Source organism: Pantoea sp. X-Soil-ISGK-355, assembly GCF_059730805.1.
The window spans coordinates 2,211,010-2,225,211 of the sequence record NZ_AP035971.1 but is presented as its reverse complement, the minus strand read 5'-3'; the positions used below and the strand labels follow the sequence as shown (position 1 = coordinate 2,225,211).

At 50.5% G+C, this 14,202-nt stretch carries 12 protein-coding genes and 2 tRNA genes; 7 read left to right on the top strand and 7 right to left on the bottom strand.

All coding sequences use genetic code 11. The features are described 5' to 3' along the window. Window positions 1–15: 15 nt before the first annotated feature. The 5 genes from xthA to AC6I8J_RS10285 all read right to left on the bottom strand — a co-directional run bounded on the left by xthA (window position 16) and on the right by AC6I8J_RS10285 (window position 2,791). Window positions 16–822, bottom strand: a complete 807-nt coding sequence (gene xthA, locus AC6I8J_RS10305) for an exodeoxyribonuclease III (protein WP_161734004.1) — start codon at window positions 820–822, stop codon at window positions 16–18. A 258-nt stretch (window positions 823–1,080) separates the two neighbouring features. Then, window positions 1,081–1,165: transfer RNA gene (locus tag AC6I8J_RS10300), tRNA-Tyr, on the bottom strand. A gap of 36 nt (window positions 1,166–1,201) precedes the next feature. Further along, window positions 1,202–1,286, bottom strand: a tRNA-Tyr gene (locus AC6I8J_RS10295). A 144-nt stretch (window positions 1,287–1,430) separates the two neighbouring features. Next, the gene (gene purU / locus AC6I8J_RS10290; RefSeq protein WP_111140030.1) at window positions 1,431–2,279 is read right to left on the bottom strand and encodes a formyltetrahydrofolate deformylase; all 849 of its coding nucleotides are present in this window, start codon (window positions 2,277–2,279) and stop codon (window positions 1,431–1,433) included. A 56-nt stretch (window positions 2,280–2,335) separates the two neighbouring features. Continuing rightward, complete coding sequence (locus AC6I8J_RS10285; RefSeq protein ID WP_497825336.1) at window positions 2,336–2,791, bottom strand: YchJ family protein; 456 nt, start codon at window positions 2,789–2,791, stop codon at window positions 2,336–2,338. Window positions 2,792–2,887: 96 nt separating this feature from the next. Here AC6I8J_RS10285 and rssA point away from each other — a divergent pair, with 96 nt between their 5' ends. The 5 genes from rssA (at window position 2,888) to AC6I8J_RS10260 (ending at window position 8,396) form a co-directional block, all read left to right on the top strand. Then, window positions 2,888–3,793, top strand: a complete 906-nt coding sequence (rssA, locus tag AC6I8J_RS10280) for a patatin-like phospholipase RssA (RefSeq protein WP_161734000.1) — start codon at window positions 2,888–2,890, stop codon at window positions 3,791–3,793. A 99-nt stretch (window positions 3,794–3,892) separates the two neighbouring features. Then, the gene (rssB, locus tag AC6I8J_RS10275) at window positions 3,893–4,909 is read left to right on the top strand and encodes a two-component system response regulator RssB (RefSeq protein ID WP_161733998.1); all 1,017 of its coding nucleotides are present in this window, start codon (window positions 3,893–3,895) and stop codon (window positions 4,907–4,909) included. Window positions 4,910–5,102: 193 nt separating this feature from the next. Then, window positions 5,103–6,011, top strand: coding sequence for a UTP--glucose-1-phosphate uridylyltransferase GalU (gene galU / locus AC6I8J_RS10270; RefSeq protein ID WP_161733996.1), 909 nt, complete (start codon window positions 5,103–5,105; stop codon window positions 6,009–6,011). Window positions 6,012–6,033: 22 nt separating this feature from the next. Continuing rightward, the gene (locus AC6I8J_RS10265; protein WP_222925404.1) at window positions 6,034–7,374 is read left to right on the top strand and encodes a UDP-glucose dehydrogenase family protein; all 1,341 of its coding nucleotides are present in this window, start codon (window positions 6,034–6,036) and stop codon (window positions 7,372–7,374) included. 14 nt (window positions 7,375–7,388) lie between these two features. Next, window positions 7,389–8,396: an NAD-dependent epimerase gene (locus tag AC6I8J_RS10260; protein WP_497825335.1), complete on the top strand. Its 1,008-nt coding sequence runs from the start codon at window positions 7,389–7,391 to the stop codon at window positions 8,394–8,396. A 77-nt stretch (window positions 8,397–8,473) separates the two neighbouring features. Here the strand turns inward: AC6I8J_RS10260 and hns are convergent, their stop codons facing one another. After that, the gene (gene hns / locus AC6I8J_RS10255) at window positions 8,474–8,884 is read right to left on the bottom strand and encodes a histone-like nucleoid-structuring protein H-NS (RefSeq protein WP_161733990.1); all 411 of its coding nucleotides are present in this window, start codon (window positions 8,882–8,884) and stop codon (window positions 8,474–8,476) included. A 408-nt stretch (window positions 8,885–9,292) separates the two neighbouring features. Between hns and tdk the strand changes: the two genes are divergently transcribed. Continuing rightward, the gene (gene tdk, locus AC6I8J_RS10250) at window positions 9,293–9,913 is read left to right on the top strand and encodes a thymidine kinase (protein ID WP_497825334.1); all 621 of its coding nucleotides are present in this window, start codon (window positions 9,293–9,295) and stop codon (window positions 9,911–9,913) included. Between the two features lie 67 nt (window positions 9,914–9,980). Here the strand turns inward: tdk and adhE are convergent, their stop codons facing one another. Then, window positions 9,981–12,668, bottom strand: coding sequence for a bifunctional acetaldehyde-CoA/alcohol dehydrogenase (gene adhE, locus AC6I8J_RS10245; protein WP_161733988.1), 2,688 nt, complete (start codon window positions 12,666–12,668; stop codon window positions 9,981–9,983). Window positions 12,669–13,116: 448 nt separating this feature from the next. On the opposite strand from adhE, the gene AC6I8J_RS10240 reads away from it, so the two are divergent. After that, on the top strand, window positions 13,117–13,764 hold the full coding sequence (locus tag AC6I8J_RS10240) for a YchE family NAAT transporter (RefSeq protein ID WP_161733986.1): 648 nt from the start codon (window positions 13,117–13,119) through the stop codon (window positions 13,762–13,764). The last annotated feature ends 438 nt before the right edge of the window (window positions 13,765–14,202 follow it).

Sequence of the window (14,202 nt, the reverse complement as noted above, 5' to 3'; positions counted from 1 at the left end):
CCACGCGACCATTAATTAAAAGTGGAAGGTTGACCAGATGGGGGCGTGGTCAGATGGTTTTTCCATGCCCCGGATCTCATAATCAATGCCGGTCTCAACGCAGTGCGACGCCAGGGTTTTGCTCGCCAGCACCAGATCGATGCGTAACCCGCGATTATCATCAAACCCTTTCGAACGGTAATCGAACCAGGAAAAGCGATCCGCCACCTCCGGATTGTGCTCACGCCAGGTATCAACCAGTCCCCAGCCCAGCAGGCGGTCCATCCACTCGCGCTCTTCCGGCAGGAAGGAGCATTTGCCGGTGCGCAGCCAGCGCTTGCGGCTCTCCTCACCAATACCAATATCCCGATCGGTGCTGCTGATATTCATGTCGCCCATAATCAGAACCGGCTTATCAGCAGGCAGATCCTCGGTCAGCAGACGTTGCAGATCGCGATAGAACTTCTCTTTAGCCGGGAACTTGGTGGGATGGTCGCGACTTTCACCCTGCGGGAAATAGCCATTAATCACCGTGATGTCGCCAATCGGGCTGGGAATTTCCGCCATGATCAGGCGGCGCTGGGATTCTTCATTATCGCCCGGAAAACCCCGGCTGACTGACACTGGCTGAGCTTTGGTTAGCAACGCCACGCCGTAATGGCCTTTCTGACCATGATAAAAGACGTGATAGCCAAGCTTTGCCACCTCCTCCAGCGGGAACATGTCGTCATGGACCTTGGTTTCCTGCAGACCGATCACATCGGGCTGATGCTGTTCGACAAGCGCCTGAAGCTGATGTGGGCGGGCACGCAACCCATTGATGTTAAATGAAACAAATTTCATGAGATCGACCATTGTTCAGCAAGTAATGGGCGAAGATGGTAGCGATTTTTATTGAGAAAGTCATGACGGAACAGACTGAGATTGTGCGAAAGCGGGTAAGAAACGTGAGGAGGCGTAAGGCAGACCAGGAAGCTCAGGTATCGTTTTGGGAGTCGTGTGCACGATGCCCGACCCGAACCTTAATCGAAGGTTCTCATCCCTCTCCGCGCAGAACAGGAGGCTGTGGTGTTTTTTTGGGATTAAGTGCGACATGCAGGATGGTGGTGGGAGAAGGATTCGAACCTTCGAAGTCTGTGACGGCAGATTTACAGTCTGCTCCCTTTGGCCGCTCGGGAATCCCACCAGGGATTGAAGTGGCTTAAGATGATTCAGATTCAGATGGTGGTGGGAGAAGGATTCGAACCTTCGAAGTCTGTGACGGCAGATTTACAGTCTGCTCCCTTTGGCCGCTCGGGAATCCCACCATGGCCTGAATCTTTGTCTCTTAAAGCGGGGCGCATCATACCAAATGCGATAAGGGTGTAAAGCGCCCACTGGCAAAACCACAACTGTTTGCCCACTTTTTACACGTAGCGCTGAATCTGCAGGCAATTCAGCGTCCTGGCTGATTAAAGAATAATCGTACGGTTGCCGTAAACGAACACGCGCTGTCCCAGCACTTTATACAGTGCGTTGCTCAGTACATTCTTTTCTACGTCGCGACCGGCACGCATCATCTCATCCGCGGTATAGCTGTGATCAACGTTAATCACATCCTGCATGATGATGGGACCTTCATCGAGATTGTCATTCACGTAGTGCGCGGTAGCACCGATGATTTTCACGCCACGCTCATAAGCCTGGTGGTAAGGGCGGGCTCCAATAAAGGCGGGCAGAAAGGAGTGATGAATATTGATAATCTGGTTCGGATAACGCTGTACGAAAGCGGGCGTCAGAACGCGCATATATTTTGCCAGCACCACGTAATCGGGCTGATAGCGGTCAATCTCTTCTGCCATGCGGTTATCGTGCTCTTCCCGCGTCAGCCCCTCATGACTCACCAGCACAAACGGAATATCGAAACGCTCAACCAGTGAACGCAGGGTATCGTGGTTACCCACTACCGCTGCAATTTCCATATCCAGGCCGCCAAACGCGCTCTTCATTAACAGATCGCCCAGGCAGTGTGCCTCTTTAGTCACCAGAATCACCACGCGACGGCGACCGGCACTGTGAAGTTCCCGCACTGAACCCTGCGGCAGGGCGCTGTCGAGATCAGCGAGCAGGGTATTATCGTTGAAAATTCCTTCCAGCTCGGTGCGCATGAAAAAACGCCCGGTGCGATGATCAACAAACTCATTGTTCTGCACGATATTAAGTTCGTGCTTGTAACAAATATTGGTGATTTTGGCGATCAGACCTTTTGCATCGGGACAAATGGTTCGTAAAACTTTTCTTTGCATGGTTTGCGCTTGCATCTCAATCAGAGTCCTGTCAAAGCATTAGGGTGTAAACCGCTGGGGTAGCCGTCAGCTTAACCACAACATTTTTTGTATTTTTTGCCACTGCCGCACGGGCAGGGATCGTTACGCCCGACGGGCGGTATTGTACCGTCAACATAGTACCAGCGTTGATCCTCGCGAAGAAAGCGTGAACGCTCATGAATGGTATGAATGTTTGTTTTCTCGCGGTATCGCGCAAAAAAGGTAACGAAAGCTTCGTTCTCATGGTTTCCATGATTACAACGGGTTACATTCAGGCTAAGCCATTCGGTGCCCGAAAAACTTTCAGATAAAAGCCCCGACAGCCCCGGATGGCGTTTGTCAGGATGCCAGGTTGCAACCAGATAGTCCGCATTCTGCTGAACATAGGCGCAATAACGGGATCGCATAAGTTGTTCAGCTGTAACAGGAGTCTGGTTACCCTGCAGAAAGGGCCCGCAACATACGCTATACTGCTCTCCGCTACAACATGGGCAGGTTTCTGACACATTGTCTCCCGGGAATGATGAGTCGATTTCACAAGCGCGCTATGTTAGCTGACCCCACGTTGTGACGCTACGTATTGACGGCAGGACCAGATACAAATGAGAAAGGTAAGAATTGGATTGGCTCTTGGATCTGGCGCGGCCAAGGGATGGGCGCATATTGGCGTGATTAACGCGCTGGAGCGGGCCGGTATTGAGATTGACGTTGTTGCAGGCTGCTCAGTCGGCGCACTGGTCGGGTCTGCCTATGTGAATAACCGTTTACCGCTGATGGAAAAATGGGTCAGTGCATTTCGCTACTGGGATGTGATTCGCCTGATGGACGTCTCCTGGCAGCGTGGCGGGTTGTTACGCGGCGAAAGAGTATTCAGCCATGTCCGTCAGCTGATTCCCAATGATGCGATTGAGCACTGTAATAAACCCTTTGGCGTGGTGGCGACCAACCTCAGTACCGGACGTGAGCTCTGGCTGACCGAGGGCGATCTGCATCAGGCAGTACGCGCATCCTGCAGTATGCCAGGTTTATTACCGCCGGTGGGCTACAATGGGTATTGGCTGGTGGATGGTGCTGTGGTTAACCCGGTGCCGATTTCACTGACGCGCGCCCTGGGGGCAGACATTGTTATCGCCGTTGACTTACAGCATGACGCACATTTAATGCAGCAGGATCTCTTTTCCGTTACACCTCAGAACAGTGAAGAAGAAGCCGCCGCAGCGGCATTAAGTTGGGGGGGGAAGTTGCGACAGCGCCTGGTGAATTTCACCCAGCGCCGTGCATCTCAGTCACCTGGCGCGATGGAGATTATGTCTACTTCTATTCAGGTACTGGAGAATCGCCTTAAGCGAAACCGTATGGCAGGCGATCCGCCCGATGTTTTGATACAGCCGATCTGTCCGCAAATTTCGACGCTGGATTTTCATCGTGCTGAAGAGGCCATTGAGGCAGGCAGGGCCGCCGTAGAGAAGAAAATGGATGAACTATTACCACTGGTCCGTGGCAGATAATCAGGTTGTTCATTCAAAACGGTGACTTCGGGCAATACTGAAAGGCGCAACTGCGTTTTATGAACCACTATTGAATTATCTGGTACGCAGGGGGAAAGAATGGAAAAACCACTACTCGGCAAAAAGATACTCATTGTCGAAGATGAGGCTGTTTTCCGTTCGTTGCTGGACCAATTTTTGTTATCGATGGGTGCTGTGACGTTACAAGCGGAAGATGGTCTGGAAGCAATTGCACAACTACAACAGCATACTGTCGACCTGATTATCTGCGATCTGGAAATGCCCCGTATGAGTGGCATCCAGTTTGTTGAACATATTCGTACCCGTGGCAATGTCGTGCCGATATTGATCATCTCGGCCACTGAAAACATGTCCGATATCGCTCATGTGCTGCGTCTTGGGGTGCAGGATGTGCTGCTTAAGCCACTCAAAAACTTCGAACGCTTCCGTGAAGCGGTTTATGAGTGCCTTTATCCCTCAATGTTCACCTCAAAAGTGGAGGAGGATGAGCAGCTTTTCCAGGACTGGGATGCGCTGGTTCGCGATCCAAAAGCAGCCGCCAAGCTGCTCAAGCAACTTCAGCCGCCGGTACAGCAGACCATTGCCAACTGCCGGATTAACTATCGTCAGCTGACGATGGCCGAGCAGCCTGGTCTGGTACTTGATATCGCGGCACTCTCCGACAAAGATCTGGCGTTTTACTGTCTCGATGTGACGCGCGCCGGTGATAACGGCGTGCTGGCGGCACTGCTGCTGCGCGCACTGTTTAATGGCCTGCTGCAGGAGCAGCTCACGGGCCAAAAACAGCGTCTTCCGGAGCTGAATGGACTACTCAGACAGGTCAATCTGCTGCTGCGTCAGGCGAACCTGAGCGGTCAGTTCCCGCTACTGGTTGGTTACTATCATCGCGGTTTAAAAAATCTGATTCTGGTTTCGGCCGGATTAAACGCCACACTACATGTGCATGCCCATCAGATTCAGCTCAGTAATGGTGTCCCGCTTGGCACTATGGGCAGCACCCATCTTAATCAAATCAGTCAGCGCGCAGATAACTGGCAGTGCCACGTATGGGGCGCGGGTGGTCGCATCCGGCTGATGCTGTCTGCAGAAGAGTAAGGGTAAAAAACAGAGAGATTCTGGCGATGAACTCAGGGCCAGAGTTTAGCTTTACAGTTGGGTAATAGTCTTAATTTCGACAGTTTAGTCCCTTCCAGGATAAATCCGTTCGATACTAACTGATATACTCATTTCCGATTTTAAACCGACATATCAAGTATTAACTTGAACGGCCTATAAGAGAGGTATCTTAATGTCTGCCAATAATACCAAAGTAAAAAAAGCGGTAATCCCGGTAGCGGGTTTGGGTACGCGTATGCTCCCGGCTACCAAAGCGATTCCAAAAGAGATGTTACCGCTGGTTGATAAGCCGTTAATCCAGTATGTCGTCAACGAGTGTATCGCTGCTGGCATCAACGAAATTGTGCTGGTTACGCATTCATCAAAAAATGCCATCGAAAACCATTTTGATACCAGCTTCGAACTGGAATCAATGCTGGAAAAACGCGTTAAGCGTCAGCTGCTGGATGAAATCCAGTCAATCTGCCCGCCACACGTTACCATCATGCAGGTCCGTCAGGGCATCGCTAAAGGTCTGGGTCACGCTGTGATGTGTGCACACCCGCTGATCGGTGATGAGCCATTTGCGGTCATCCTGCCAGACGTCATCATCGACGAATATGAATCTAACCCAACCAAAGATAACCTGGCAGAAATGCTGAGCCGTTATGAAGAGTCTGGCCGCAGCCAGATCATGGTTGAGCCGGTTGACGATGTTACCGCGTACGGTGTTGTTGATTGCCAGGGCGCAGAACTGAACCCAGGCGACAGCGCACCTATGGTTGGTGTGGTTGAAAAGCCTAAAGCGTCAGAGTCACCATCAAATCTGGCCGTTGTAGGTCGCTATGTGCTGTCTTCAGACATCTGGCCACTGCTGGCGAAAACTCCTCCAGGTGCAGGCGGCGAAGTTCAGCTGACTGACTCCATTGCGATGCTGATGGAAAAAGAGACGGTTGAAGCTTATCACCTGAAAGGCGTGAGCCATGACTGTGGTAATAAGCTGGGCTACATGCAGGCTTTCGTTGAGTACGGTGTTCGTCATCCGGTATTGGGCAAAGATTTCTCTGAATGGCTCGATGGCGCAGTTGGCAACAAAAAGTAATTCATAAACACAGGATAACTCGATGAAAGTCACTGTATTTGGTATCGGCTATGTCGGTCTGGTTCAGGCTGCGGTGTTAGCCGAAGTCGGACATGACGTTCTCTGCATTGATGTCGACGCTAATAAAGTCGAAAATCTGAAAAAAGGCATCATTCCTATTTTCGAACCAGGTTTAACACCGCTGGTAATGTCCAATTACGAAGCGGGTCGTCTTAAGTTCAGCACCGATGCTGAGCAGGGCGTAAACCATGGTGTTATGCAGTTTATTGCAGTCGGTACTCCACCGGATGAAGACGGCTCTGCCGATCTGAAATATGTGACCGCCGTAGCGCGCACTATTGCGCAGCATATGAACGATCACAAGGTGGTTATCGACAAATCAACCGTTCCGGTTGGCACAGCAGACAAAGTTCGTGCAGTAATGACGGAAGCGCTGAAAGCGCGTGACGCCAACATCACCTTCGATGTGGTTTCAAACCCGGAATTCCTGAAAGAGGGTGCAGCAGTTAATGACTGTATGCGTCCGGAGCGTATTGTTGTCGGTACTGACAACGACGACGTGGTAGAACTGTTACGCGAGCTCTATGAGCCGTTTAACCGTAATCACGATCGCATGATCATGATGGATATCCGCAGCGCGGAGCTGACCAAGTATGCCGCAAACTGCATGCTGGCAACCAAAATCAGCTTTATGAACGAGATGTCTAACCTGGCTGAACGTTTAGGTGCGGATATTGAGAAAGTACGTCAGGGTATCGGTTCTGATCCCCGCATTGGCTATCACTTTATCTATCCTGGCTGTGGCTACGGCGGCTCCTGCTTCCCGAAAGATGTGCAGGCGTTAATCCGTACCGCTGAGTCCATTGGCTATCAGCCACGTCTTTTGCAGGCGGTGGAAGATGTGAATGACAACCAGAAAAACAAGCTGCCTACCTTTATCAAGCGTCATTTTGGTGACGATCTGAAAGGTAAGACGTTTGCACTCTGGGGTCTGTCATTTAAGCCGAACACTGACGATATGCGTGAAGCCTCCAGTCGTGTGCTGATGGAAACGCTGTGGGAAGCGGGCGCATCTGTTCAGGCGTTTGACCCTGAAGCAATGGATGAAGCGCAGCGCATCTATGGTCACCGCAGCGATCTGAAGCTGATGGGTACCAAAGAAGCCGCACTGCAGGGCGCAGACGGTCTGGTCATCTGTACGGAGTGGCAAAATTTCCGTGCGCCTGACTTCGACGTTATCAAAAATGCACTGAAAGAAGCCGTGATTTTTGATGGTCGTAACCTGTATGATCCAGAGCGTATCAGCAAACGCGGTTTCGTTTATTATGCAATCGGCCGCGGAGCGTCTATTCAAACTGCATAATTAACGAGGGATTTATGAACTTTCTGGTCACCGGCGCCGCAGGCTTTATTGGTTTTCATGTCAGTCAGCGTCTGCTGGCCGCCGGTCACCAGGTTGTCGGTATCGACAACCTGAATGATTATTACGACGTAAATCTCAAGCATGCCCGTCTCAATTTAATTAAAGCCGATTCTGGTTTTACATTTATTGAGATGGATCTGGCGGACCGTGACGCAATGGCGTCACTGTTCGACCAGCACACATTCCAGCGCGTTATTCACCTTGGCGCTCAGGCTGGCGTCAGGTACTCCATTGAAAATCCCCATGCCTACGCAGACTCGAATCTGATCGGTCACCTCAATATCCTTGAAGGCTGTCGTCATCATAAAATTGAACATCTGCTCTATGCCTCATCCAGTTCAGTTTATGGCCTGAATCGCAAAATGCCGTTCTCAACCGAAGATAGCGTTGATCATCCGGTTTCTTTATATGCGGCGACTAAAAAAGCTAACGAGTTAATGTCGCACACTTACTCGCATCTTTATCAGCTGCCGACGACCGGATTGCGCTTCTTTACCGTTTACGGTCCCTGGGGCCGTCCTGATATGGCACTCTTTAAGTTCACCCGGGCAATGATTGCAGGTGAAGCGATAGATGTTTATAACCAGGGCCAGATGAAACGCGACTTTACCTATATTGACGATATTGCTGAAGCGATTGTCCGTCTGCAGGATGTTATTCCGCAGCAGGATGATAACTGGACTGTTGAAACCGGTTCACCTGCAACCAGCTCTGCGCCTTATCGGGTTTATAATATTGGTAACAGTCAGCCGGTTACCTTGATGAACTATATCGAAGCGATTGAGAAAGTGTTGGGGATTACGGCGAAGAAAAACCTGATGCCAATGCAGCCCGGTGATGTGCTGGAAACCAGTGCGGATACCGAAGCGCTGTATAAGGCCGTTGGTTTTAAACCGCAGACCGGGGTCGAAGAGGGCGTTAAAAATTTCGTTGACTGGTATCGCGATTTCTACCGCGTCTGATTAAAAGAAAAAGGAAGCTCCGGCTTCCTTTTTTATTGGGGTAGCAGGCTAACGCTTAAGCAGCGAAGCAGTCAGCATTACAGTAAAAAATCGTCCAGCGTTTTACCCTGTTCTTCCAGCGCTTTTTTAATCACGGCCGGTGTCCGTCCCTGACCTGTCCAGGTTCTGGACTCGCCTTTTTCATCGGTATAACCATATTTGGCCGGGCGCACTGAGCGTTTACCTTTTGCCGCAACCCGGTGAGTGGCGGTCAGCGTGTTAATCAGTTCATTCGGGTCGATTCCATCCGCCAGCAGCATTTCACGATACTGATTAAGCTTACGCGTGCGTTCTTCATTTTCTGCCTGAAAATGTGACTCTTCTTCGCGGCGTTCTTTTACCACCACGTCCAGTTTTTCCAGCATCTCTTCCAGCGTTTCGACGGAATACTCTCTGGCCTGGGCGCGCAGCGTACGGATATTATTAAGAACTTTTAGTGCTTCGCTCATTGTCCTGGTCTCTGAATAAGGAAAAAGTTGTGTTGCCCGCTAATAGTAGTGGTGACATTAAATAACTTCAATCTTAAAACAATATCAGAACGATAATTCCCTGAGTAATTAAAATAATCACAGTGAAAATTTCACGGTTATGGCAAATAAAAAAAGAGTTTCCGCAAGTCTGATATGCAATAAATTTAATGTATTTAGCGTGGTAACAAAAATGTCATTCCTTTTGTTGCGGGTAAAATAAGCAAAAATTATCCAGCGTGAAGCGCACATAACCGGCTCCCGGCTATGCACCAGGATGAATAACCGGTCAGCCGTTACGCTTTAATTACCGCTACACCGCAATGTATTACCTGCACTTTGTGTTAATATGCGCGCCATTCCGTTAAGTCCTGATGAAGATACGCTCCTATGGCTCAACTCTATTTTTATTACTCTGCCATGAATGCAGGGAAATCGACGGCACTGCTGCAATCCTCCTATAACTATCAGGAGCGCGGCATGCGCTCGCTGGTCTATACCGCTGAAATCGATAACCGGTTTGGTGCCGGGCAGGTGAGTTCCCGTATCGGACTTTCGTCACCGGCCATGCTCTACAATGCTGAAACCGCACTCTATAGTGACATTGCCGCCGAGCATGCCGCGCAGCCAATCCACTGTGTGCTGGTTGATGAGAGTCAGTTCCTGACCCGGGAGCAGGTTAAAGCACTCTCTGATGTCGTAGACGATCTGGATATTCCGGTGCTCTGCTATGGCCTGAGAACCGACTTTCGCGGTGAACTGTTTGTGGGCAGTCAGTATCTGCTGGCATGGGCTGACAAGCTGGTTGAATTAAAAACCATTTGTCATTGTGGCCGCAAGGCGAGCATGGTGCTGCGACTGGATCGCGAGGGTAAACCTTTCAGCGAAGGCGAGCAGGTGGTCATTGGCGGTAACGAACGCTATATCTCCGTCTGCCGTAAGCATTATAAACAGGCGATAGAGCAGGGGTCGTTACAGGCGATTCATGGCGCACAGACTCCGCTGAATTAACCGCATCATTCAGGTAATAAAAAACCCGCCGCGGCGGGTTTTTTATCAGACAGTCAGAACCGGACTATCAGACTTTCTTCACTTTCTTATCAACCTTCACGCCTTTCACCGGCTGCTCAGAGACAGCTTCGGCGACACTTGAGAACGGTTCGACAAATTCACGTCCGTAGTAGGTATCGAGCATAATCTGTTTCAGCTCAGCAATCAGCGGATAGCGTGGGTTCGCGCCGGTACACTGGTCATCGAACGCATCATCGGCCAGTTTGTCGACTTTCGCCAGGAAGTCCGCTTCCTGCACACCGGCTTCGCGGATTGAGGTCGGAATACCGAGTTCAGTTTTGATCTCGTCCAGCCATACCAGCAGCTTCTCAATTTTCTGCGCGGTGCGGTCGCCTGGTGCGCTCAGACCTAAGTGGTCAGCAATCTCTGCGTAACGACGACGCGCCTGCGGACGATCATACTGGCTGAATGCGGTCTGTTTGGTCGGGTTGTCATTCGCGTTGTAGCGAATAACGTTCGAGATTAACAGGGCATTAGCCAGGCCGTGTGGGATATGGAACTCTGAACCCAGTTTGTGTGCCATTGAGTGACAGACCCCGAGGAATGCGTTGGCAAACGCAATACCGGCGATAGTTGCGGCATTGTGTACGCGTTCACGCGCCACCGGATTTTTAGCGCCTTCGGCATAGCTGGCCGGCAGATTCTCTTTCAGCAGTTTCAGTGCCTGCAGCGCCTGACCATCAGAGTATTCATTCGCCAGCACAGAAACATAGGCTTCCAGAGCGTGGGTGACTGCATCCAGACCACCGAAGGCGCAGAGTGAACGTGGCATATCCATCACCAGGTTGGCATCGACAATTGCCATATCTGGTGTCAATGCATAGTCAGCCAGAGGATATTTCTGACCGGTCGCATCGTCGGTTACCACAGCGAACGGTGTGACCTCTGAACCGGTACCTGAGGTAGTCGTGATGGCAACCATGCGTGCTTTGACGCCCATTTTTGGGAACTTGTAGATACGTTTACGGATGTCCATGAAACGTAACGCCAGCTCTTCGAAATGGGTTTCGGGATGTTCGTACATCACCCACATGATTTTCGCGGCATCCATTGGGGAACCGCCGCCCAGGGCAATGATGACGTCAGGTTTAAAGCTGTTCATCTGCTCTGCACCTTTACGTACGATGCTCAGCGTTGGGTCAGCTTCAACTTCGAAGAATACTTCAGTCTCGATGCCGTGTGATTTCAGCACGCGGGTCACCTGGTCAGCATAACCGTTATTGAACAGGAAGCGGTCAGTGACGATAAAGGCACGTTTCGCGCCGTCCGTTGCCACCTCTTCCAACGCAATTGGCAGTGAACCCCGACGGAAGTAGATGGATTTAGGAAGTTTATGCCACAACATATTCTCAGCTCGCTTGGCGACAGTTTTGGTATTGATCAGGTGTTTTGGACCGACGTTCTCTGAAATAGAGTTACCGCCCCAGGAACCACAACCCAGCGTCAGAGACGGCGCCAGTTTAAAGTTGTAGAGGTCACCGATACCGCCCTGAGAGGCCGGGGTGTTGATCAGAATACGCGCGGTTTTCATTTTGTCGCCGAAGTAGTGCACGCGCTCAGTCTGGTTATCCTGGTCGGTGTAAAGGCAGGAGGTGTGACCGATACCGCCCATGGCGACCAGTTTCTCGGCTTTATCTACAGCATCCTGGAAATCTTTTGCCCGATACATTGCGAGGGTAGGTGAGAGTTTTTCGTGGGCAAATGGCTCAGACTCATCCACCAGTTTCACTTCACCAATCAGGATCTTGGTGCTCGGCGGCACGGTGAGACCGGCCATCTCTGCAATTTTGAAGGCAGGCTGACCCACGATCGCCGCATTCAGACCGCCGTTTTTGAGGATGATATTCTGTACGGCGCTTAGTTCAGCACCCTGCAGCATGTAGCCGCCATGGCTGGCGAAACGTTCACGCACGGCATCATAAACTGAATCAACCACAATGACAGATTGTTCAGAGGCGCAGATCACCCCGTTATCAAAGGTTTTTGACATCAGAATGGAGGCAACGGCACGTTTCACATCGGCGGTTTCATCAATCACTACCGGCGTGTTACCGGCACCGACACCAATCGCCGGTTTACCGGAGCTGTATGCTGCTTTCACCATGCCCGGACCGCCGGTGGCGAGAATCAGGTTGATGTCAGGGTGATGCATCAGCTGGTTTGAAAGTTCAACAGACGGGGCATCGATCCAGCCGATAATGTCTTTCGGCGCACCGGCAGCAATGGCGGCCTGCAAGACAATATCGGCAGCTTTGTTTGTCGCATCTTTGGCGCGAGGGTGTGGCGAAAAGATAATGCCATTACGGGTTTTAAGACTGATTAATGCTTTAAAGATGGCGGTTGACGTTGGGTTGGTTGTCGGGACGATACCGCAAATCAGGCCAATCGGCTCGGCGATGGTAATCGTACCGAACGTATCGTCAGTGGCTAATACACCACAGGTTTTTTCATCTTTATAGGCGTTGTAGATATACTCGGAAGCAAAGTGGTTTTTAATGACCTTGTCTTCGACGATGCCCATACCGGATTCGGCAACGGCCATCTTGGCTAACGGGATTCTGGCGTCAGCGGCGGCAAGGGCGGCGGCACGGAAGATGGCGTCGACCTGTTGTTGAGAAAAGTTGGCATATTCACGCTGGGCTTTTTTTACACGTTCGACCAGTGCATTGAGTTCAGCGACATTGGTTACGGCCATGGTGTTCTCCTGAAGGAAGTTAAACTTTTTTAGTAAACAATCCTGCGTCCTGAGTATAGTCATGCTGAAATAACGTGACTGGCTGACAGGTAAATCCCGGATTTTCAACTGTTTACTGAACGAGTCTTCTGCTGGCGTTAGCGAGCTTTCTTATTCTTCCGTTAAGAAAAGATTACCTGGTTTGGGGTAGGTCAATTTTGATGCAGATCAATTTAAGCGCAAGCTGACACCTTTCAGCAGCCCTTTATAGTGCTTTCCTGTTAAGTCAGCGTGCTCCTGTGCTCAGCCGTCCTGGCAGTGGCTAAATCCAGCCACTTTTTAATCTCTGGCGGAAAGCGCTAATTGCTTTGCTGTTCATCAGGATAAATACCCAGGCGCACATCTGGCGTCTCTGCACGTTTTCACATACATTAGGCGCGTTTTCCCCCCTGTGGTACGGAGTAGAGTTGTGAATCCAGCGCTGTTAGATCTATCAGGCTACATAAAATTTTTTGTCGGGCTCTTTGCGCTGGTCAATCCGGTAGGCATTATTCCGGTGTTCATCAGCATGACCCGTTATCAGGGGGTAGCTGAGCGTAACAAAACCAACCTTACAGCTAATCTGGCCGTTGCCATTATTCTCTGGACGTCACTTTTCCTCGGCGATGCGATTCTGCATGTGTTTGGCATCTCGATTGATTCCTTCCGGATTGCGGGCGGGATTCTGGTCGTCACCATTGCCATGTCGATGATCAGCGGCAAGCTGGGCGAGGATAAGCAGAACAAACAGGAGAAGTCAGAAACGGCGATTCGTGAAAGCGTGGGGGTTGTGCCGCTGGCATTGCCACTCATGGCGGGGCCGGGTGCCATCAGCTCAACCATCGTCTGGAGTACCCGCTACCACAGCTGGCTCAATCTGCTGGGATTCACCCTGGCCATTGCTATTTTTGCCTTCTGCTGCTGGCTGCTGTTCCGCGCCGCGCCGTTAATGGTGCGCATTCTTGGGCAGACCGGTATCAACGTCATTACCCGAATTATGGGCCTGTTACTGATGGCGCTGGGTATTGAATTTGTTGTGACCGGCATGAAGTCGATTTTCCCCGGCTTGCTGAACTAGAAACTCACTTATTTCATGCAGCGAAGCGAATTGGTGACCTGAATTGGTGCAGTAAGGTAATTTATTGCACCATAGTAATGCAGTCATTCATCCTGCTTAATAAAAACAGACGATTATAAATTCCGTTACTGTGGGTTTGCTCACAGACTTTTTTTCTCAGAATAATGTCACTATTTTCACACGATAATCTGCTATCTGATCTCCGCTCAACCCGATAAATACCCAGGCTTCAGCGGCCAGCCTGAATTTCATCACGTCGATGCTCTTTTTATCAATACAAATACCAAAACAGACGCTTTTTGTAGCTGCATAACGCCCTGGAAACAGGTTTCCAGCTAAATAGCCTATTTTTCATATCGATATAATATTTTCAGGACGAAAATTAACACTTTCGCTGCCTGACATCTCATGATAAAAGAGAATTAGTTAACATTTTAG